Below are 20301 nucleotides of genomic sequence, written 5' to 3' on the forward strand. Positions count from 1 at the left end.
CCTCAGTCGTTCCCGGCGAGCAGGCCCGCGAGCACGTCGCCGTGCAGGCGGCGGAACGTACGCCGCGGACGGTCGCGCTCGAGCACCGCGACCTCCAGACCGGACGCCGGGATGGGGCGCTCGGCGCCCTCGGCCGCGACGGTGCCGTCCGGGGACACCGCGCCGAGCGCGCTCACCGCGACACGGAGCACGGCCCCCAGGTCCATCCCCTCCGACCACGCGGCACGCACCCGCGCCGTGAGCTGGTCGGCCTGGCCGCCCATCACCACGAAGCCGTGCTCGTCGGCCACGGACCCGTCGTAGCTCAACCGGTAGAGCTGGTCCTGCGCCGGTGCGGCACCGACCTCGGCCACGACGAGCTCCACCTCCAACGGCTTGGACTCGGTGGTGAACACCGTGCCGAGCGTCTGGGCGTAGGCGTTCGCCAGCCCGCGGGCCGTGACGTCCGTGCGGTCGTAGGAGTAGCCGCGCAGGTCCGCGTACCGCACCCCGGCGACCCGCAGGTTCTCGAACTCGTTGTACTTGCCCACCGCAGCGAACGCGATGCGGTCGTAGATCTCGGAGATCTTGTGCAGGGCACGCGACGGGTTCTCGGTCGCGAACGCGATGCCTCCGGCATAGGCGAGCACGACGACGGACCGCCCGCGTCCGATGCCCTTGCGTGCGAAGTCCGCCCGGTCCTTCATCAGCTGCTCGGGCGAGACGTAGAACGGCATGCTCATGCGTGCTGGCCTCCCTCGCTGCGTGCGGCGACGATCCGTCCGACGACCGCCGCGAGCGTCTCGTCGTCGACGCGGCGGTAGCCCTCGGCCGTCACCGTGGCGACCACCGGCCAGATCCTGCGCACGGTGTCCGGCCCGCCGGTCGCGCTGTCGTCGTCGGCCGCGTCGTAGAGGGCCTCCACGGCGACCGAGACGGCACCCTCGGAGTCCAGCCCGGCTCGCCACAGCTTCTTCAGCGCACCGCGGGCGAAGACCGAGCCGGAGCCCACCGAGTGGTGCTCACGCTCCTCGTACCGCCCGCCGGTGACGTCGAAGCTGAAGATCCGGCCCGTCCCGCGATCCAGGTCGTAGCCGCCGAACAGCGGGACCACCGCCAGCCCCTGCAGGGCCATGGGAAGGTTGCCGCGGATCATCGTCGCGAGCCGGTTGGCCTTGCCGTCGAGGGACAGCAGCGAGCCCTCGATCTTCTCGTAGTGCTCGAGCTCGAGCTGGAAGAGCCTCACGAGCTCCACGGCGATGCCGGCCGACCCGGCGATGCCCACCGCCGAGTACTCGTCCGCCGCGAACACCTTCTCGATCTCCCGGCTGGCGATCATGCTGCCCATCGTGGCGCGACGGTCACCGGCCAGCACCACGCCACGCTCTCCGTCGGTGCCGAACGTCAGGGCGACGATCGTGGTGGCGTGCGGGGCCAGGTCGGCGGTGCTCGGAAGGGTGGCCGTGCCAGGTGTCGAACGGTTGCCGGGCAACAGCTCCGGTGCGTGCGCCGTCAGGAAGTCCACGAAGGAGCTCGACCCCGGACGCAGGAACGCGTCCGGCAGCCGGCCCGAGGCGTCAGCAGGACTCATCGACACTCACTGCCCGCCCTTCTGCACGAAGCCGCGCACGAACGACTCGGCGTTCGACTCGAGGACCTCGTCGATCTCCTCCAGCAGCGAGTCGACCTCGGCGTCGGACTCGGAGACCTGCGGGGCGACCGGTGCCGGCACCTCCGCGTCGTCGTCGGGCGTCCGGTCGTCGCGCTGCGGGTTGACGCGTTCCTGACCAGCCATGGGGTCCGCCTCCTTCGTCGTTGCTTCGAGGTGTGGTCAGCCTATGCCGTGCGGGGGACGATGCGAGCCGGGCGGCTCACGTGTCGCCGCGCAGACCGGCCAGCAGCGCGGCCGCGTCCGGGCTGGCGTCCAGCAGCTCGCCGATGTGCGCGGCGGTACCGCGCAGCGGGTCCAGCATGGGCACCCGTTGCAGCGACGCAGCGCCCGGGACGTCGAAGATCACCGAGTCCCAGCTCGCCGCGGAGATCTCGTCCGGGAAACGCTCCATGACCTCCCCCCGGAACCATGCCCGGGTGTCGTGCGGCGGGTGGTGGACCGCTCGGGCGAGGTCGTCCTCGGACACCAGTCGTTCGACGGCTCCCGCCGCCAGGAGACGGTGGTAGACGCCACGCTCGGGCCGGACGTCGGACCACTGCAGGTCCATCGCGAGCAACCGCGGATGGTCCCAGGCCAGGCCGTCACGACGACGCAACCGGTCCAGCAGGCGTAGCTTGGCGACCCACTCGACCTCGCGGGCGCAGGACGACGGGTCCTGGCCCAGGCGTCCGATCACCGAGCGCCACCGCTCGACCACCGCGTCGGACTCGGCGTCGGTCCCGAGCGCCGCCAGCGAGCGGGCGGCCACGTCGAGGTAGCGGGCCTGGATCTCCAGCGCCGTCGCCGTCGACCCGTCCGCGAGCTCCAGGGGCACCGACAGGTCGAGGTCGCGCGAGACCCGGCGCACGTCGCCGACGGGGTCGGCGAGCCGGAGCGCCGCGAGCTCCGCGCGCGCCGGGACCCCGGCCTCGGCGAGGTCACCGAGGTGCTCGGCGACCCAGAGCACCAACGACGTGGTGCCGAGCTTGAGATAGGTCGCCACCTCGAGGTGGTTGGCGTCGCCGAGGATGAGGTGCAGCCGCCGCCAGCGGGTCCGGTCGGCGTGGGGCTCGTCGCGCGTGTTGACGATCGGCCTGCGCAGCGTGGTCTCGAGCCCGACCTCGGCCTCCATGTAGTCGGCTCGCTGGGAGAGCTGGAACCCTGCCTCGTCCCCCGTCGGGCCGAGACCGACACGCCCCGAGCCCGTGAAGACCTGGCGCGTGACCAGGAACGGGGTGAGCAGCTCGACGATGGTGCCGAACTCGAGCCTCCGGTCGACGAGGTAGTTCTCGTGGGTGCCGTAGCTGGCCCCCTTGCCGTCGGCGTTGTTCTTGTACAGCACGACCTCCGAGCCGGGCACCTGCGCGAGCCGGCGGGTCGCCGCGAGCATCACCCGCTCCCCGGCCACGTCCCACAGCACGCCGTCGCGCGGGTTCGTCACCTCGGGCGAGGAGTACTCCGGGTGCGCGTGGTCCACGTAGAGCCGCGCCCCGTTGGTGAGGATGCAGTTCGCGGCGCTCGGGTCGTCGTACTCCTCCGCCTCGGGACGCTCGATCCGTTCGGGGCCCGAGGGCCGGTCCACCACCGGTCCCGAGGGGGCGGGCGACGTGGGGTCGTCGGTGAGCAACGACGGGTGAGCGGAGGCGCGCTGCAGGTGGAACCCCCGCGCGTCGGCCAGCGGGTCCTCGTCGTCGTAGTCCCAGCGCGCCGGCGGGTGCCCGGGCCGTCCACCCTGGACCGACGCGCGGTAGGTGGTGACCACCTGCGAGCTCATGAGCATCGGGTTGGCCGTGGGCCGCCCCGGCGCCAGCACGCCGTACTCCGTCTCGATCCCCATCACGCGTCGCACCGTCACGTTGCCACCCTATGCGTCCGGCCGTGCCGGGCACGGCGCCCGCCCGCAGGGAGAGACGACACCCACGGGTCCGCCCGCCGTCGCCCCTAGGCTGTGCCCGTGAACGACTGGTTCGAGGCCACCGTCCCGCACGACGGGTGCGGTGCGGCCGCGCGCGCCGTCGACTGGGGCTCGACGAGCCTGGGCCACCCCCGCGCCTGGCCGGAAGGCCTGCGCTCCGCCGTCGAGCTCTGCTTCAGCACCCTGTTCCCGACGCTGGTGACCTGGGGCCCGGACCTGGTCATGATCTACAACGACGGCTACCGCCGCATGCTGGGCTCGGACCTCCACCCACGGGCGATGGGGTGCCCGGCCGCCGAGCTGTGGGGCCAGATATGGGAGGACGTCGGGCCGTTGTTCGACGAGGTGCTCACGAGCGGCGAGCCGACCTGGAACGAAGACATGCTGCTGTGGATGAACCGGTCGGGCTATGTCGAGGAGACCCGGTTCACGTTCTCCTACAGCCCGCTGCGCGACGCGGACGGCGTCGTGCGTGGCGTGATGGACATCGCCACCGAGACCACGCAGCAGGTGGTCGACCAGCGACGCCTGGGCACCCTCGGCCTGCTCTCGACCGCGCTGCACGGACATCGCGACAGCCCTGCGGAGGTGGCCGAGGCCGCCACTGTGGTACTGGCGGCGAGCGCGGACGTCGAGCAGGCGCACCTCTACCTGGGGACGGAGCTCGTCTCCTCCACCGGCGACGGACCCTCGGCCCGCCCCACGGACGTCGACGACGTCCTGGGCGGCGGTCCGGGATCCTGGCGCGAGGGAACCCTGGTGGCGCCGCTCGGCGCACGGCGGGGCCGTCCCCCGCTCGGAGCGCTCGTCCTCGTCGGGAACCGCCGTCGTCCGCTCGACGACGCCCAGCACTCGTTCCTCGAGCTCCTGACCCGCACGACGGGTACGGCGCTCCTCGAGGCCGAGGAGCACCGTCGGGAGGTCGCCGAGGCCCGCTCGGTCAGCGACGCGCTCCAGCGCGCCATGGTGCCGTCTCCACCTGACTCGCCCCGCTGGTGCACCCGCTACCGACCGGCCGACGACACGCTGGACGTCGGAGGCGACTGGTTCGACGTCGTGGACCAGCCCGGCGGGACGTCCGGGCTGGTGGTGGGCGACTGCGTCGGCCACGGGGTGGAGGCCGCGGCGTGCATGGGCCGACTCAGCAGCGCGGGCCGTGCCGTGATGCTCGCCGGAGCAGGGCCCGCCCAGGCGCTGGAGACGATGGACGACTTCGCCCGGACCAATCCGGGCACCGAGTTCGCCACCGTCTTCTGCGGCGTCGTGGACCCCGTGCGCCGCGTCCTGGTGTACTCCAGCGCCGGGCACCCCCCGGCCCTCGTCGTCGCGGCAGACGGGTCGACCCGGTGGTTGGACCAGGCACGCGGCATGCCGCTGGCGGTCTCGCGCGAGCGGCGCGCGGAGCATGCCGAGCAGCTGCAGCCCGGGGACACCGTGCTCCTCTACACCGACGGACTCGTCGAACGCCGCGACGAGACCCTCGGCGCCGGTCTGGTGAGACTGGCTCGCGCCGCCGCGGCGGCCTGCGGCACGGCCACCCTGCAGGAGATCCCCGACCGGCTCCTGGTCGACGTCCCGGCAGGGGAGGCCCGCGACGACGTCGCCCTCGTGCTCTACCGGGTGCCGTGAGCGGCGCCGCGCGGTGCGCGACGGCACCGCGCGGCCGTCGTCCTACAGGTACTGGCCGGTCGAGCTCACCGTGTCGATCGTGCGCGGGGTGCCGTTCTCGCCCTTCTTGGTCACGATCGTGCGGATGAAGACGATGCGCTCACCCTTCTTGCCGCTGATGCGCGCCCAGTCGTCCGGGTTCGTGGTGTTGGGCAGGTCCTCGTTCTCGTGGAACTCGTCCACGCACGCCGAGAGCAGGTGCTCCACCCGGATGCCGCGCTTGCCCGTGGCCAGCAGGTCCTTGATCGCCGACTTCTTCGCGCGGTCGACGACGTTCTCGATCATCGCCCCGGAGTTGAAGTCCTTGAAGTACAGCGTCTCCTTGTCCCCGCTGGCGTAGGTCACCTCGAGGAACTGGTTCTCCTCGTCCTCGGCGTACATCCGCTCCACGACCGAGCGGATCATCGCCTGGACCGCCTCGGCACGATCGCCGCCGTGCTCGGCGACGTCGTCGTCGTTGATCGGCAGGTCGGCCGTGAGGTACTTGCCGAAGATCTCGGTGGCGCCCTCGGCGTCCGGCCGTTCGATCTTGATCTTCACGTCCAGGCGACCGGGACGCAGGATCGCCGGGTCGATCATGTCCTCCCGGTTCGACGCCCCGATGACGATGACGTTGTCCAGCCGCTCGACGCCGTCGATCTCGGCGAGGAGCTGCGGCACGATCGTGGTCTCCACGTCCGAGGAGAGCCCCGTCCCGCGCGTGCGGAACAGCGACTCCATCTCGTCGAAGAACACCACGACCGGCATGCCCTGCGTCGCCTTCTCCCGGGCCCGGGCGAAGATCAACCGGATGTGCCGTTCGGTCTCGCCGACGTACTTGTTCAGCAGCTCGGGCCCCTTGACGTTGAGGAAGAAGCTCTTCGCGCTCGGGTCCCCGCCACGCTTCTCCGCCACCATCTTCGCCAGCGACGCCGCCACCGCCTTGGCGATGAGTGTCTTGCCGCAGCCCGGCGGCCCGTACAGGAGCACCCCCCTTGGGCGGGCGCAGCCCGTGCTCACGGTAGAGGTCGGGGTGGGAGAAGGGCAGCTCGACGGCGTCGCGGATCTGCTCGATCTGCGGCCCCAGCCCGCCGATGTCCTCGTAGGCGATGTCCGGGACCTCCTCGAGGACGAGCTCCTCCACCTCGGACTTGGGCACCACCTCGAACACGAACCCGCTGCGCATGTCGACGGTCAGCGCGTCGCCCACCCGCAGCGGCGCGCCCAGTACCGAACCCGCCAGGCGGACGACCCGCTCCTCGTCCGCGCGACCGACGACCAGGACACGCTCGGCGTCGAGCACCTCCTTGATGGTCACCAGCTCACCGATGCGCTCGTAGCCACCCGCGGCGACGACGGTCATCGCCTCGTTCAGCTTGACCTCCTGACCCGGCGCCAGCGCGTCGAGGTCCAGCCCGGGGCTGGCCTGCACGTGCATCTTGCGACCGGACGAGACCACGTCGACGGAGCCGTCGTCGTGCGCCGCCAGGAACGTGGCGTACGTCCCGGGAGGCTTCGCCAGGTCGTCGATCTGCTTCTTGAGCTCGACGATCTGGTCCCGCGCGGCGCGCAGCGCCTCGGCGAGCCGCTCGTTCTTCGCCGCGAGCAGCGCCAGCTGCGCCTCGCGGCCCGACGGCGCGGTCTGGACCGGCTCCGGGCGGACAGGGTGGTCGGTCATCGCGTCCCCTCTCGTGCGGCCCGGGCGGCATCCTCCACCGGCGAGGAGGAACCCCCGAGACACAGCACACTAAGGGTCAACACCCCGATCGCGTCGGTCATTTCACGTTTCGGTCGCGGAGTTCACATGATCCAGACCTCGCCGTGACCGGCTTGTGACCTGCAGGCCGTCGCTCAGTCCTGCGGCGCCTGACCGACCTCCCGTCGGACCCGGCGCACCTTCTTGTCCGAGACCGGGCGCTCGCCGAGATCGTCCTCGGTCCACTCGGCGTCGGTCGTGCCCGGGTAGGCGCCCTTCGCGGGGCGCCGCTTGCGCTCGGGCGGGGCGACGCCGTCCGCCAGCCGCCGCGCGGTGACGAGGAAGCCCGTGTGGCCGATCATCCGGTGCTGCGGCCGCACGGCCAGCCCTTCGAGGTGCCAGCCGCGGACCATCGACTCCCACGCCGTCGGCTCGGCGAACCGGCCGTCGGCACGCAGGTCCTCCGCCGTCCGCGAGAGCTGGGTGGCCGTCGCCACGTAGCAGACCAGCACGCCGCCGGGCGCGAGCGTCCGTGCGACCGCGTCGACGTTCTCCCATGGCGCGAGCATGTCCAGCACGATCCTGTCGACGGTCCCCGGCTCGACGACGTCGGCCACGCGGTCGGCGAAGTCGCCGACGTGCAGGCGCCAGGCGGGGTGCTCGGTGCCGAAGAACGACTCGACGTTCCCTCGGGCGATCGCCGCGAAGTCCTCGCGGCGCTCGATCGAGTGCAGCTCGCCGGTGTCTCCGACCGCACGCAGCAGGGACAGCGTCAGCGCCCCGGACCCGACGCCCGCCTCGACGACCCGCGCGCCGGGGAAGATGTCGGCCATCTGGACGATCTGGCCGGCGTCCTTGGGGTAGACGACGGCGGCACCGCGGGGCATCGACAGCACGTAGTCGCTGAGCAGCGGCCGCAGCGCGAGGTACTCGATCCCGGCGGTGTTCGTCACCACCCAGCCTTCCGGCCGGCCGATGAGGTCCTCGTGACGGAAGTAGCCCTTGTGGGTGTGGAACGTCGCTCCCTCGGCGAGCGTGATGGTGTGCATCCGACCCTTGGGGTCGGTGAGCTGGACCTTGTCGCCGACGCGCAGCGGTCCGCGGCGTTCGTCGGCGCCGGTAGCGGCAGGAGAAGTCACGAGGGTCGAGTCTACTGATCACCCGGCGGTCGCACCGCCGTCGCCACCCGGGCGACGTCGAGCACCCCGGAGACCCGGCCGTCATCGAGCACCGGCACCAGCCGTGCACCCTGCGAGGTCCCGGCCAGGTGTCGCAGGAGATCCGGTCCGCCCTCGTCGGCGCCGACGGCCGATCCCGGCGCGAACGGCACCATCACCGCACCGACGGGCGTCGCGGCCGCCTGCGCGGGCGGGATGGCGGCGACGGCTCGCGGGTCGACCCAGCCGACCGGTGCTCCGGCGTCGTCGACGACCACCACGACGACGTCCCCCTCGGCGTCGACCGCCGCACGGGCGGCCTGCGCGGCGGGTGCACCGTCCTTGACGACGGCGGCGGGCACCGCCAGGGAGCGGACGGTGACGCCCGCGAGCCGCTCGCGCCGCCGGCCGGCCCGCATCGCCTCCGTGGCCCCCGACCAGAGGAACGCGCCGATCAGCGCCGCCCACATGACGGTCACCCAGGACGGCTGCCGCCCGGTCGCCAGCGGCCACGCCAGCGCACCGACGACCACCCCGACGCCCACGACGCGGCCGACCCAGCCGGCGACCAGGGTGCCCCGGGTGCGAGACCCGGTCGCCGCCCACACCGCGGACTCCAGCACCTGACCGCCGTCCAGCGGCAGCCCCGGGAGCAGGTTGAACGCCCCGACGAACGCGTTCGAGAAGGCTCCCGCGTACAGCAGCAGCGCCGGGACCGACGCCTGGGTCTGCGCCTGGAACCCGATCCAGAAGGCCACCGCGAGCGCGAGGTTGGTCAGCGGCCCCACCACGGCGACCAGCGCACTGTCCAGCGGGCGGGCGCCACCGCCGGAGTACGCGGTGTGGCCGCCCCACAGCGTCAGCGCGAGCTCGTCGACACGGTGCCCCCGCGACCGCGCGACCAGGGCGTGCGCGACCTCGTGGCAGAACACCGAGGCGAAGAGCAGCAGCACGAACGCGAACGAGACGACGATCACGCCGGTGGAGTCCATGCCGGGGGCGAAGGCACGCACGGTCGGTGCGAAGAGGACGGTCAGGACGACGGCGGCGAGGAACCACGACGGCGTCACCAGCACGGGGGCGCCGGCGACACGGCCGATCCGCCAGCCGGAGGAACGGGGAGGCACGGACCCAGGCTATCGGTGCGGACCTGTGGACGACGCGACGGCGGTGTGGGCGGCCCGCCGTAGGGTGGCGCGCATGACCACGACGGCGGACCCCACCCCGGCTCTCCCCCCGGCCCTCGCCGACGACGCCGCGGACTCCCCTGCCGAGCCGACGCCGCTGCGCACCTCGCGCCCTCCGGCGCTGTCCCCGTCCCGGGCGTCGGACTTCCTGCAGTGCCCGCTGCTGTTCCGCTTCCGGGCGGTGGACCGGCTGCCGGAGCCGCCGTCGTCGGCCGCGGCACGCGGCACCCTGGTGCACGCGGTGCTCGAGCGCCTCTACGACGCACCGCTGGGCGAGCGCACCCGCGAGGCGGCCCTCGACCTGCTGCCCGGCGAGTGGGACCGGCTGGTCGAGGCCGAGCCGCGCTACGCGCAGCTGTTCCAGCCCGACGGGGACGCCGCGGACCAGCCTCTCGGGTCGTGGCTGGACGGGGCGGGACGCCTGCTCGGCACCTACTTCACGCTCGAGGACCCGAACCGGCTGGAGCCCGAGGCGCGCGAGCTGTACGTCGAGAGCAAGCTGGACGACGGCCCCCTGCTGCGCGGGATCGTCGACCGGCTCGACGTGGCACCCGACGGCGCGATCCGGGTCGTGGACTACAAGTCGGGCCGCTCGCCACGCCCCGGCTTCGAGGGCAAGGCACTGTTCCAGATGCGGTTCTACGGACTGGTCGTCTGGCGCGAGCGGGGCGTGCTGCCCAAGATGCTGCAGCTCGTCTACCTCGGTGACGGCCAGGTGCTGCGCGCCGAGCCGAGCGAACGCGAGCTCGAGGTGACCGAGACGAAGATCCGCGGCGTGTGGGACGCGATCACGACCGCCGCGCGACGCGGCGAGTTCGTGCCCCGGCCGAGCAAGCTGTGCGGCTGGTGCGCCCACCAGGAGCGCTGCCCGGAGTTCGGCGGCACCACCCCACCCATCCCGGAGGGAGCGCTCCGCGCCCGGCTCGGCCTCGACGTCTGACGGCCGGGCCGGCCTCAGACCAGCTCGAGCACCTCGCCGGCCGCCAGCCGGCGCAGCACGACGAGGTCCACGTCGGCGAGGCTCGCGGCGCGGCTGAGCCCCTCGCGCGGCTCGACCGGCAGCACCGCCTCGACCCCGAGGGTGCGCGCACCGGATGCCATCGCGGAGCCGATCCCGGCCGGCGAGTCCTCGATGGCGACACAGTCCTCGGGACGGACACCGAGCCGGCGCGCCGCCACCAGGTAGGGCTCGGGGTCGGGCTTGCCCCGCGTGACCTGGTCGCCCGTGACGAGCGTGGCGAAGGCACCCGGCACGTGGGCGGTCACCGCCTCGGCCAGGACGGTGTAGCTCATGGTCACCAGGGCGCAGGGCACGCCCGCCTCGTCGAGCGCGGCGAGCAGCTCGCGGGCACCGGGGCGCCACGGGACGCCGTCGTTGACCTGGGCGGTCACCCTGGTCAGCAACCACGTGACGATCTCGGCCACCGGGAGGTCGACCCCGGCGTCCCGCAGCACGGCAGCCGAGACCTCCAGCGGGTTGCCGACGAGCTGGAGCGCCTGCGCGTGCGTCCAGGTCCCCCCGTGCGCGGCGACGAGCTCGTGCTCGGCGGCGATCCAGTACGGCTCGGTGTCGACGAGGGTGCCGTCCATGTCCCACAGGACGGCGGCGGGCAGCATGGTCGGCGAGGCAGAGGCAGGCACCGCACCATCGTACGGAGCCGTCGCCCGGCACCCCACCCAGCCCCCGGCCTGGTGACCGCGACCGCCCCCGGTGGGGCGCGCGGGCTGTATAGGCTTGCCAGATGAGCACGGAGCAGCCGGTCGGCCGCCACACCGCACGTCAGACCGTCATGATCGCTGCCTTCGAGGGCTGGAACGACGCCGGCAGTGCCGCGACGGGCGCCCTCGAGCACCTCTCGGAGGTGTGGGGATCGTCACTGCTGCGCGAGCTCGACCCGGAGGAGTACCACGACTTCCAGGTGAACCGCCCGGTCATGACCACCGCCCCGGACGGACGGCGCATCATCACCTGGCCGACCACCACCGTGTCCGTCGCCGACCTGCCCGACCGGCGGGTCGTCCTGGTCCACGGCATCGAGCCGTCGTTCCGCTGGAGGTCCTACTGCCGTGAGCTGCTGGACCTCGCCGAGGAGCTCGAGGTACAGACGGTGGTCACGCTCGGAGCGCTGCTCGCCGACGTCCCCCATACCCGGCCGATCCCTCTGACCGCCACCACCGAGAGCCCCGGCCTGCAAGCGGTCCTCGACGTCGAGCCGAGCACCTACGAGGGGCCGACCGGCATCGTCGGCGTGCTGCAGCACGAGGCGGCGGCACGCGACTTCCAGTCCGTCTCCCTGTGGGCGGCCATCCCCCACTACGTCGCGAACCCGCCGTCGCCGAAGGCGACGCTCGCCATCCTGGCGCGGGTCGAGGAGCTGCTCGCCGCGGCGGTGCCGCTCGGGGACCTGCCGGAGGACGCCGAGGCCTGGCAGCACGGCGTCGACGAGCTGGCCGGCGAGGACGCGGAGATCTCCGAGTACGTCCAGCAGCTCGAAGAGGCCAAGGACACCGCCGAGCTCCCCGAGGCGTCGGGCGACGCCATCGCCCGCGAGTTCGAGAGATACCTGCGCCGTCGCGACCACGGGCCCGGCCGGGGCAGCCCCGACAAGGGCTGAACCGGGACCCGTCCGCGAGCACCCGCGGACGGCCTCGTCAGAGCCGGACGCCCAGCAGGGCGTTCACGGCACGGGCCACGACCCCGGGCGCGCCCTCGTCGTCGTCCGCGGTGTCACGGCCCGGTGTCAGGGCGTGGTCCGCCCACGCGTCGACCGCGGCGAGCGCCCGCGGGGCGTCGAGGTCGTCGGCCAGCGCCGACCGCAGCTGCGCGAGCAGTGCGTCCGCCGCCGGAGCGCCGTTGCCCGACACGGCGGCGCGCCAGCGGTCCAGCCGCTCGCACCCCGCCTTGAGGATGATGTCGGTCCACTCCCACTCGCTGCGGTAGTGGTGCGCGAGGATGCCGAGCCGGACGGCCATCGGGTCGACGCCGTCGGCGCGCAGCGCGGACACCAGCACGAGGTTGCCGCGCGACTTGCTCATCTTGTGCCCCTGGTAGGCGACCAGCCCGGCGTGCACGTGCGCCGTCGGCGCAGCCTGCGGCCCGGCGAGCATCCGGGCGTGGGAGACGGACATCTCGTGATGGGGGAACAGCAGGTCGGATCCCCCGCCCTGGACGTCGAAGGGCAGGCCGAGGCCGTCACGAGCGATGACCGCGCACTCGACGTGCCAACCGGGCCGCCCGGTCCCGAGCACCCCGGCGTCCCACGCCGGCTCGCCGCTGCGCTCGCGGCGCCACAGGAGCGGGTCGAGAGGGCTTCTCTTGCCCTCGCGACCGGGGTCGCCGCCGCGCTCGGCGAAGAGCTCCGCCATCTCGGTCGCTCCGAGGCCGGAGACCGAGCCGAACGCCGGGTCCGCGGCGAGGTCGGCGTACACGTCACCGAGCTCGGGCGACGCGCCGCCCGCACCCGGCTCCAACGGCACCCGGTACGCGGTCCCGTCGGCGAGCATCTGCTCGACCGCACGGGCGATGGGCCCGACGTACTCCACCACGCCGGTCCACGGCTGCGGCGGGACGACACCGAGCGCCGTCATGTCCTCGGCGAAGAGCGCCGTCTGCTCGCGCGCGAGGTCGCGCCAGTCGACGCCCGTCGCCTGCGCACGCTCCAGCAGCGGGTCGTCGACGTCGGTGACGTTCGAGCAGTAGGTCACCCGCTTGCCGGCGTCCAGCCACGCCCTGTGCAGCAGGTCGAAGGCGACGTAGGTGGCAGCGTGCCCGAGGTGGGTGGCGTCGTACGGCGTCACCCCGCACACGAACGAACGCGCCGTGTCGCCCGGAGCCGGGTCGACGAGGACGTCCGAGGTCGAGTCGTGGACACGCACCACGGGGCGACGGCCGTCGGCCGGCGCGGGCAGCTCGGGGATCTGTGGGGAGGGCCAGGGATGCACGGTGCCAGGCTACCGGCGTCAGGCGGTGTGACCGGAGTTTGGTTCGAGCACCCCGGTCAGCAGCAGGACGACCACGAGTGCTGCCAGGGCGTAGCGGTAGTACACGAACGGCTTGTACGAGAAGTTGGACACGATCTTGAGGAAGCCGATCAGCACCACGTACCCCACGACGAACGCGATGACGGTGGCCAGGAGCGTCATCGCGACCCCCGCGGTACCCGGGGCGGCCACCCCGCGGGCAGCACGGGCCAGCTCGTAGGCCCCCGAGCCCATCACCGCCGGGATGGCGAGGAGGAACGAGTAGTCCGCGGCAGACTTGCGGGAGAAGCCCATCGCCAGGCCGGCGGTGATCGTGGCACCCGACCGTGAGACGCCCGGGATCAGCGCGAGGACCTGCGAGAACCCGAAGCCGGCAGCGCGCCGCGGCGTCATGTCGTCGAGCTCGAGCCGACGCGAGGAGTACGCGTCGGCGATCTGCAGCAGGACACCGAAGACGACCAGGCTCGCGACGGTGAACCACAGGTTGCGCATCGTGGTCTCGATGTGGTCGGCGAACAGCACGCCCGCCACGACGATCGGCACCGAGCCGATCGCGATGAACCAGGCCATCCGGGCGTCGAGGTCGTGCGCTCCCAGGCGCGCACGCCAGTCTGGGCCGTGGTCGCCCCGCAGCGACGTCCACCAGGCGACGCAGATGTCCCGGATCTTGCGCCGGTAGTAGAGCAGCACGGCGATCTCAGTGCCGATCTGCGTCACCGCCGTGAAGACCGCGCCGGGGTCGGCGCCACCGATCAGCTCGCCGACGATGCGCAGCTGCGCACTGGACGAGACGGGCAGGAACTCTGTGAAGCCCTGCACCAGGCCGAGGAGGATCGCTTCCCACGCACTCACGGGCGGCAACACTACCCGTGCCCAGGACCGTTCCGGCGCGGGACGCTCCTGGTCGCAGGGCGCGCCGGTAAGGTGCAGCGCATGGAACGACGGCAGGTGGGCACCTCGGGGCTGCGCGTCTCCTCCCTGGGGCTCGGGACCATGACCTGGGGCCGGGACACGGCCGTCGACGACGCCTCGGCCATCCTGCGGTCCTTCGTCGACGCGGGCGGGACGCTGGTCGACACCGCGGCCTCCTACGGTGACGGGGACGCCGAGCGCCTCCTCGGCGAGCAGCTCGCCGGCACCGTGGCGCGCGACGAGCTCGTGCTGTGCACCAAGGGAGGCGTGCGGCACGGGCCCGACGGACCACGTCGCGACGCGTCCCGCGGCGGTCTGCTCGCAGACCTCGACGGCTCGCTGGCGCGTCTCGGTGTCGACCACGTCGACCTCTTCCTGGTCGCCTGCCCCGACCCGACGACGCCGCTGGAGGAGACGATCTCGGCGCTGCGCCTCGCGGTCACCTCGGGCCGGACCCGGTACGTCGGCCTGTCGAACGTCCCGGCGTGGACGGCGGCACGTGCCGCCACCCTCCTGGAGGCGGCCGAAGGCATCGGCCTCACCGCCCTGCAGATGGAGTACTCGCTGCTGCAACGAGGCGTGGAGCGCGAGACCGTCCCCGCCTCCGCCTCGCTGGGTCTCGGGCTCCTCGCCTGGTCGCCGCTCGGGCGCGGGGTGCTGACCGGCAAGTACCGGCGGGCGGTCCCGGTCGGCTCTCGGGCCGCCTCGGACCACCTCGCCGGGTTCGTCGGGCAGTACCTGGAGGACGGTGACGCGGCGGCCGTCGTCGAGGCCGTCGCCACGGCTGCCGAAGGGCTGGGGCGGTCACCGCTGGAGGTCGCCCTGGCATGGCTGCTGGCGCGCCCGACCGTCGCCTCCGCCGTGGTGGGGGCACGCACTCCCGAACAGATCGCCGGGACGATCGGAGCGCTCGACCTGAGCCTGCCGGGCGAGGTGCACGCCGCACTGGACGACGTCTCGGCACTGGTACCCGGCTACCCCGAACGCTGGTAGCCGAGCGACTCAGCGTCCGTCGTCGTCGTCCTCGTCGTCGTCGCTCTCGTCGTCGTCGCTCTCGTCGTCGTCGCTCTCGTCGTCGTCGTCCTCGTCATCGTCCTCGTCGAGGTAGAAGGGGGTGACCTCGGTGTACACCTGCGCCAGGGCGTCCTCGTACACCTCGAAGGCGTCGGCGAGCACCTCGTAGGCGTCGTCGACGGCGGGGTCCTCGTCGCCGCGGCGCGAGGACACCGCGTGGTAGTGGCCTTCGAGAGCAGCGACGAAGCGGTCCAACGCGGCACGCGGGTCTGCGGTCATGCTCTGACGGTAGCGCCATGAGGGGCACAATGGGCACACGAAATCGCCGGACGGTCACCTGGGAGGCGAAGGCATGGCATCGACCTGGCGCAAGCACGGGCAGTACGAGTACCGCGTGGTCACGATCGACCGGGGCACGTCCGTGCCGGACGCACGCCGGATGCTCACCGACGAGGCGGAGTACGGGCGCTGGGAGCTGGCCCGCAGCCGCCTCTACCTGGGCGGCGAACGCCGGGTGTGGCTGCGGCGCAAGATCATCAAGGCGACCTCGACCCTGTGACGGACACGTCGTGACGGACACGTCGTGACGGAGACCTTCCGCAAGTCCCGGGAGGACGCCCCGCCCGGGTTCTTCGAGACCGAGGCGGCCGGTCTGCGCTGGCTCGCCGTCGACGGCGGACCCCGGGTCGCGCGGGTGCTCGACGTCGGTCCGGACCACCTCGGCCTGGAACGGCTCGCCCCCGCGAGCGCCACGCCGTCGGCCGCCCGGGCTCTCGGCCGGTCGTTGTCCGCGATGCACGACGCCGGAGCACCGGCGTTCGGTGCCCTCCCGCCGGGGGCCGCGACCGGCTTCTTCGGCCCGCTGGACGATCCCTTGGAAATGGTCGCCGGGTCCTGGTCCGACTGGCCCACGTTCTACGCCGAGGCACGGCTCCGGCCGGTCCTCGGGCAGGGGCGACGCCGCGGGGTCTTCGACGACGACGACGCCCACGCGTTCGCGAAGGTCTGCGAGCGCCTCCCCGAGCTCGCCGGCCCCGCCGAAGCTCCCGCGCGGCTGCACGGGGACCTGTGGTCGGGCAACGTGCTCTGGGCACCCGGCGCGGAGGGTGGTGGGGAGGCCGTGCTCATCGACCCGGCCGCGCACGGTGGACACCGCGAGGCGGACCTGGCGATGCTGGCGATGTTCGGCGCGCCGCACCTGGACCAGATCCTCGACGGGTACACCGAGGCACGCTCGCTGGCACCCGGGTGGCGGGGCCGCCTGGGACTGCACCAGCTCTATCCGCTGGCAGTGCACGCGGTGCTGTTCGGCGGTGGGTACGTGGAGACGACCCGCAGGCTCCTGGCCGACCTGGGGGCCTGACGGTCAACAGGTGGACAACAGCCGGTCCAGGACCCGGGTACCGAACCGGAGGGCGTCGGTGGGGACGCGCTCGTCGACACCGTGGAACATCCCGGCGAAGTCGAGGTCGCCGGGCAGCTGGAGCGGCGCGAAGCCGTAGCCGGTGATCCCCAACCGGGCCAGGGACTTGTTGTCGGTGCCGCCCGAGAGCGTGTAGGGCAGCACCGCTGCTCCCGGGTCCTCGGCATGCAGGGCGTCGACCATCGCGTCGACCAGTCCGCCGCTGAACGGCACCTCGAGCGAACGGTCGGTGTGGATCGGCTCGATCCGCACACGCGGACCGGCCAGCTCGCGCAGGACACCCATCGCCTCGGCGTCATGGCCGGGCACGGTGCGCATGTCGAGCGTCGCCGACGCCGTGCCCGGGATGACGTTGGCCTTGTACCCGGCGTCGAGCTGAGTCGGGTTGGTCGTGTGACGCACGGTGGCTCCGACGAACTTGGCGGCCGGCCCGAGGGCGGCGACGAGCGCGTCCACCTGCTCCGGGTCGGCGCCACCGGCGGGGTCGAAGGGCAGGCCCGTGAGGTCGGCCACCCCCCGCAGCAGCCGCTCCACCGTGGGGGTGAGCGTGTACGGCCAGGCGTGCTTGCCGATCCGCGCGACGGCCGCGGCGAGCTCGGTGACGGCGTTGTCCTGGTTCACCTGAGAGCCGTGCCCGGCCCGGCCGTCGGCCACCAGCCGCAACCAGGACAGGCCCTTCTCTGCGGTCTGGACCAGATACGCGCGCCGACCGCCCACGTCCACGGAGAACCCACCCACCTCGCTGATCGCCTCCGTGGCGCCCTCGAAGAGCTCCGGGTGGTGGTCGACCAGCCAGCGGGCACCGAGCACCCCGCCGGCCTCCTCGTCCGCGAACATCCCGATGACGACGTCACGCGCAGGACGCCGTCCCTCGCGGACCATCTGCCGCACGACCGCCAGGATCATCGCGTCCATGTCCTTCATGTCGACCGCGCCACGGCCCCACAGCATCCCGTCGATCTCCTCCCCCGCGAACGGGTCGACGGACCAGTCCGTCGCCGCAGCAGGCACGACGTCGGTGTGCCCGTGGAGCACCAGGGCCGGACGGCTCGGGTCGGCACCGGCGAGCCGAGCGACGACGGAGGTCCTGCCCGGCGACGACTCGTGCAGCACCGGCTCGAGGCCGACGTCGGCGAGCAACCCGGCGACGAGCTCGGCGGCCTTGCGCTCCCCCGGGCCCTCGTTCTGCCCGTAGTTCGAGGTGTCGATCCGCAGCAGGTCCTGACAGATGCCGACGACCTCGTCCTCCGCGGTGAGGTGGGGCGGGTCGGTTCGTGGAGAGGTCACGGGCCTACGGTACCCAGGCCACGGAAGGGCAGGAGCCGCGGCTACGCAGGCATCGTCGCGCCCGACGGCGAGGGCGAGGTCGGTGGGCTCGACGAGGACCGGGAGCCTGGACGCACCGGTCCCCTCGTCCTGCTGTTCTCGGACGACCTGAACGCGACGGCATCGGCAGTCACGCGAGCCGGTGGCCAGGTCGTTGCCGGACCGTACGAGTTCCCCGGTGGCCGACGCTTCCACTTCACCGACCCTGCCGGCAACGAGCTGGGAGTCTGGGCGACGCGCTGAGCCTGAGCCAGTGGATCCGGGTCAGGGCCTGAAACGTTTACGCGCCTGTCCGCAGCGGCTGCCGTCGGGCACTGTCGAGGCGACCTCGTCCGCACCGAGTGAAGGAGCTCGACATGCGAAGACTCGTAGCCCTGGCCGTCGCAGCGCTCGTCGGCGCCGCCGGTCTGGTGGTGGTGACCGACCCGCCCGAGGCCCAGGCCCACGGCGCGCAGGTGTTCCCCGGCAGCCGGCAGTACTTCTGCTGGCTGGACGGCACCGACCAGACCGGCAACATCGTCCCGCAGAACCCGGCGTGCGCCGACGCCGTCGCGGCCAGCGGCACCACGCCCTTGTACAACTGGTTCGGCAACCTCGACCCGGCCGGTGCCGGGCGGACCACCGGCTACATCCCGGACGGCCAGATCTGCTCCGGCGGGGACAACGGACCCTACGACTTCTCCCCCTACAACGCGATGCGCGACGACTGGCCGCGCACCCACCTCACCGCCGGTGACACCTACCAGTTCCAGCACAACAACTGGGCACACCATCCCGGGCACTTCGACGTGTACGTGACCGTCGAAGGATGGGACCCGAGCGCCCCGCTGTCCTGGGACGACCTGGAGCTGGTCCACACCGAGAACGACCCACCGCAGTCCGGTGGGCCCGGTGGTCTGGAGTACTACTTCTGGGACATCACCCTGCCCGCCGACCGCAGCGGCCAGCACCTGATCTTCACCCACTGGGTGCGTTCCGACAGCCCTGAGAACTTCTACAGCTGCTCGGACGTCGTGTTCGACGGCGGCAACGGTGAGGTCGTCGGCATCGGTGACGACCCCGGGCCCGTCGACCCGCAGCCCGAGGTCTGCCCTGACACCGCACCGGGTGTGCCCACGCCGCCCATGGCCTCGTCGATCACCGACACGTCCGCCCACATCATGTGGGGCCTGGCGCCAGGCTGCGTCACCGGCTTCGACGTTCTTGACTCCACCACCGGGGACGTCGTGGCCGCCACCGACGGGTCACCGATGATCGACCTGATCGACCTCGAACCGGAAACCTCGTACGAGGTGGCCGTGCGCTCGCGCAACGACCACCTGGGGACCACCTCGGCACTGACCGACGCGGTCGAGTTCACGACCCTCGCCACGGACTCGGAGCCCGTGGACCCGCCGCCCGCCGGGGACTGCGAGGTGGACTACTCCGCGCAGGCATGGGGCGCGGGCCAACGGGGCTACACCGCCTCGGTGACGATCACGAACAGCTCGGACGCTCCCGTCAACGGCTGGGAGGTCACCTTCGAGTACCCGGGCGGACAGACCGTGGACGTGCCCGGCTGGGGCGCTTCCCTCGCCCAGGACGGCACGGCGGTCACAGCGGTCCACCCCGCGTGGTCCAGCTCGATCGGCGCCGGGCAGTCGGTGACGTTCGGCTTCAACGGTGCCACGGCCACCGCCGGCGAGCACCCGGCGCCGAGCGACTTCACGCTGAACGGGACGGCCTGCACGAGCTGAACCGGCTGACCACGCCGGCCCGGTCCACCCACGACCGGGCCGGCGTCGTCGTGACCCGGACCGACCGGGTCACGGGCGCGGCGCCTCCGCGGGCCACGGCTCCACCGGTTCCCGCGGGTCCTCGGGCAGCAACGACGCCATCCACGAGTCGCGCAGCACACCGCGCTGGAGGCCGAACTGGCGCAACGTCCCCTCGGACCGGAACCCGAGCTTCCACGCCACGCGGCGCGAGGGCCAGTTGCCGACGTACGCCTGCCACTGCAGGCGTACGAGACCCAGGCCCTCCGGATCGAGCGCCCAGTCGGCGGCCAGGCGCGCGGCTGCCGTGGTCAGTCCACGGCCCCGGGCGTCGGGCGCGGTCCAGTACCCGATCTCGCCCGCCTGGTCCTCCCCCGGTGCTCCGACGGTCCGGGAGATGCCCATCATGGCCAGGACCGGTCCGTCGACCTCGCCCGGCGGCCGGACCGCCCAGGTGAACATCATGTCGTTCGCCCAGCCGTCGGCCACCATCTGCGTGACGAACCCCTCGGCATCGGCCCGGGAGTAGGGCGACGGGACGGTGGTCCACGTGGCGATCTCCGGGTCGGCGCACACCTCGGCGACGCGGTCGACATCAGCAGGGGTCGGGGTGGACAGCGTGGCCTCGGGGCCGCGCAGGACGAAGGGTTCCATGCGCG

General features: G+C 72.7%; 19 protein-coding genes and 1 pseudogene. 7 read left to right on the forward strand and 13 right to left on the reverse strand.

All coding sequences use genetic code 11. The features are described from left to right. Window positions 1-2: 2 nt before the first annotated feature. The 4 genes from prcA to dop form a co-directional block, all read right to left on the reverse strand. The gene (prcA, locus tag HDG69_RS14175) at window positions 3-722 is read right to left on the reverse strand and encodes a proteasome subunit alpha (RefSeq protein WP_171784463.1); all 720 of its coding nucleotides are present in this window, start codon (window positions 720-722) and stop codon (window positions 3-5) included. Further along, window positions 719-1570, reverse strand: a complete 852-nt coding sequence (gene prcB, locus HDG69_RS14180; protein ID WP_171784464.1) for a proteasome subunit beta — start codon at window positions 1568-1570, stop codon at window positions 719-721. Before prcB ends, prcA begins: the two co-directional genes overlap by 4 nt. Window positions 1571-1576: 6 nt before the next feature. Continuing rightward, window positions 1577-1774, reverse strand: a complete 198-nt coding sequence (locus tag HDG69_RS14185) for a ubiquitin-like protein Pup (protein ID WP_171784465.1) — start codon at window positions 1772-1774, stop codon at window positions 1577-1579. Between the two features lie 76 nt (window positions 1775-1850). Beyond that, complete coding sequence (gene dop, locus HDG69_RS14190) at window positions 1851-3467, reverse strand: depupylase/deamidase Dop (RefSeq protein ID WP_216645728.1); 1617 nt, start codon at window positions 3465-3467, stop codon at window positions 1851-1853. A 117-nt stretch (window positions 3468-3584) separates the two neighbouring features. On the opposite strand from dop, the gene HDG69_RS14195 reads away from it, so the two are divergent. Beyond that, the gene (locus tag HDG69_RS14195; protein ID WP_171784466.1) at window positions 3585-5174 is read left to right on the forward strand and encodes a SpoIIE family protein phosphatase; all 1590 of its coding nucleotides are present in this window, start codon (window positions 3585-3587) and stop codon (window positions 5172-5174) included. 42 nt (window positions 5175-5216) lie between these two features. On the opposite strand, the pseudogene arc reads toward HDG69_RS14195, so the two are convergent. The 3 genes and pseudogenes from arc to HDG69_RS14210 all read right to left on the reverse strand — a co-directional run bounded on the left by arc (window position 5217) and on the right by HDG69_RS14210 (window position 9172). Beyond that, a pseudogene (gene arc / locus HDG69_RS14200) lies at window positions 5217-6870 on the reverse strand (proteasome ATPase). 173 nt (window positions 6871-7043) lie between these two features. Next, on the reverse strand, window positions 7044-8027 hold the full coding sequence (locus HDG69_RS14205) for a class I SAM-dependent methyltransferase (RefSeq protein ID WP_171784467.1): 984 nt from the start codon (window positions 8025-8027) through the stop codon (window positions 7044-7046). An 11-nt stretch (window positions 8028-8038) separates the two neighbouring features. After that, the gene (locus HDG69_RS14210) at window positions 8039-9172 is read right to left on the reverse strand and encodes a site-2 protease family protein (RefSeq protein ID WP_171784468.1); all 1134 of its coding nucleotides are present in this window, start codon (window positions 9170-9172) and stop codon (window positions 8039-8041) included. 73 nt (window positions 9173-9245) lie between these two features. On the opposite strand from HDG69_RS14210, the gene HDG69_RS14215 reads away from it, so the two are divergent. Then, window positions 9246-10172 (forward strand): RecB family exonuclease, encoded by a 927-nt coding sequence (locus HDG69_RS14215; protein WP_171784469.1) that lies wholly within the window; start codon window positions 9246-9248, stop codon window positions 10170-10172. Window positions 10173-10186: 14 nt separating this feature from the next. Here HDG69_RS14215 and HDG69_RS14220 read toward each other — a convergent pair whose 3' ends face one another. Further along, window positions 10187-10849 carry an HAD family hydrolase gene (locus HDG69_RS14220; RefSeq protein ID WP_171784603.1) on the reverse strand — a complete coding sequence of 221 codons (663 nt, stop codon included), beginning with the start codon at window positions 10847-10849 and terminating at the stop codon, window positions 10187-10189. Window positions 10850-10974: 125 nt separating this feature from the next. Here HDG69_RS14220 and HDG69_RS14225 point away from each other — a divergent pair, with 125 nt between their 5' ends. Beyond that, complete coding sequence (locus HDG69_RS14225) at window positions 10975-11847, forward strand: PAC2 family protein (protein WP_171784470.1); 873 nt, start codon at window positions 10975-10977, stop codon at window positions 11845-11847. Window positions 11848-11884: 37 nt separating this feature from the next. Here the strand turns inward: HDG69_RS14225 and mshC are convergent, their stop codons facing one another. Both mshC and HDG69_RS14235 read right to left on the reverse strand, forming a co-directional pair. Beyond that, window positions 11885-13174: a cysteine--1-D-myo-inosityl 2-amino-2-deoxy-alpha-D-glucopyranoside ligase gene (mshC, locus tag HDG69_RS14230; protein ID WP_171784471.1), complete on the reverse strand. Its 1290-nt coding sequence runs from the start codon at window positions 13172-13174 to the stop codon at window positions 11885-11887. Between the two features lie 18 nt (window positions 13175-13192). After that, window positions 13193-14065 carry an undecaprenyl-diphosphate phosphatase gene (locus HDG69_RS14235; protein WP_171784472.1) on the reverse strand — a complete coding sequence of 291 codons (873 nt, stop codon included), beginning with the start codon at window positions 14063-14065 and terminating at the stop codon, window positions 13193-13195. Window positions 14066-14146: 81 nt separating this feature from the next. Between HDG69_RS14235 and HDG69_RS14240 the strand changes: the two genes are divergently transcribed. Continuing rightward, on the forward strand, window positions 14147-15118 hold the full coding sequence (locus HDG69_RS14240; RefSeq protein WP_171784473.1) for an aldo/keto reductase: 972 nt from the start codon (window positions 14147-14149) through the stop codon (window positions 15116-15118). 9 nt (window positions 15119-15127) lie between these two features. Here HDG69_RS14240 and HDG69_RS14245 read toward each other — a convergent pair whose 3' ends face one another. Next, entirely contained in the window at window positions 15128-15418 is a 291-nt protein-coding gene (locus HDG69_RS14245; RefSeq protein WP_171784474.1) for a primosomal protein, read from the reverse strand. Between the two features lie 73 nt (window positions 15419-15491). Here HDG69_RS14245 and HDG69_RS14250 point away from each other — a divergent pair, with 73 nt between their 5' ends. Both HDG69_RS14250 and HDG69_RS14255 read left to right on the forward strand, forming a co-directional pair. Further along, the gene (locus tag HDG69_RS14250; RefSeq protein WP_171784475.1) at window positions 15492-15698 is read left to right on the forward strand and encodes a DUF5703 family protein; all 207 of its coding nucleotides are present in this window, start codon (window positions 15492-15494) and stop codon (window positions 15696-15698) included. Between the two features lie 24 nt (window positions 15699-15722). Continuing rightward, a complete protein-coding gene (locus HDG69_RS14255) occupies window positions 15723-16502 on the forward strand; it encodes a fructosamine kinase family protein (RefSeq protein ID WP_171784476.1) in 780 nt (259 codons plus the stop codon). Window positions 16503-16505: 3 nt separating this feature from the next. On the opposite strand, the gene HDG69_RS14260 is transcribed toward HDG69_RS14255, so the two are convergent. Next, the gene (locus HDG69_RS14260; RefSeq protein ID WP_171784477.1) at window positions 16506-17849 is read right to left on the reverse strand and encodes a M20/M25/M40 family metallo-hydrolase; all 1344 of its coding nucleotides are present in this window, start codon (window positions 17847-17849) and stop codon (window positions 16506-16508) included. A gap of 395 nt (window positions 17850-18244) precedes the next feature. On the opposite strand from HDG69_RS14260, the gene HDG69_RS14265 reads away from it, so the two are divergent. After that, window positions 18245-19624: a lytic polysaccharide monooxygenase gene (locus HDG69_RS14265; protein ID WP_171784478.1), complete on the forward strand. Its 1380-nt coding sequence runs from the start codon at window positions 18245-18247 to the stop codon at window positions 19622-19624. A gap of 69 nt (window positions 19625-19693) precedes the next feature. Here the strand turns inward: HDG69_RS14265 and HDG69_RS14270 are convergent, their stop codons facing one another. Continuing rightward, window positions 19694-20296 carry a GNAT family N-acetyltransferase gene (locus HDG69_RS14270; RefSeq protein WP_171784479.1) on the reverse strand — a complete coding sequence of 201 codons (603 nt, stop codon included), beginning with the start codon at window positions 20294-20296 and terminating at the stop codon, window positions 19694-19696. Window positions 20297-20301 lie beyond the last annotated feature (5 nt).

Origin of the sequence: Isoptericola halotolerans, assembly GCF_013149785.1 — a bacterium.
GTDB classification, from domain to species: Bacteria; Actinomycetota; Actinomycetes; order Actinomycetales; family Cellulomonadaceae; genus Isoptericola; species Isoptericola halotolerans.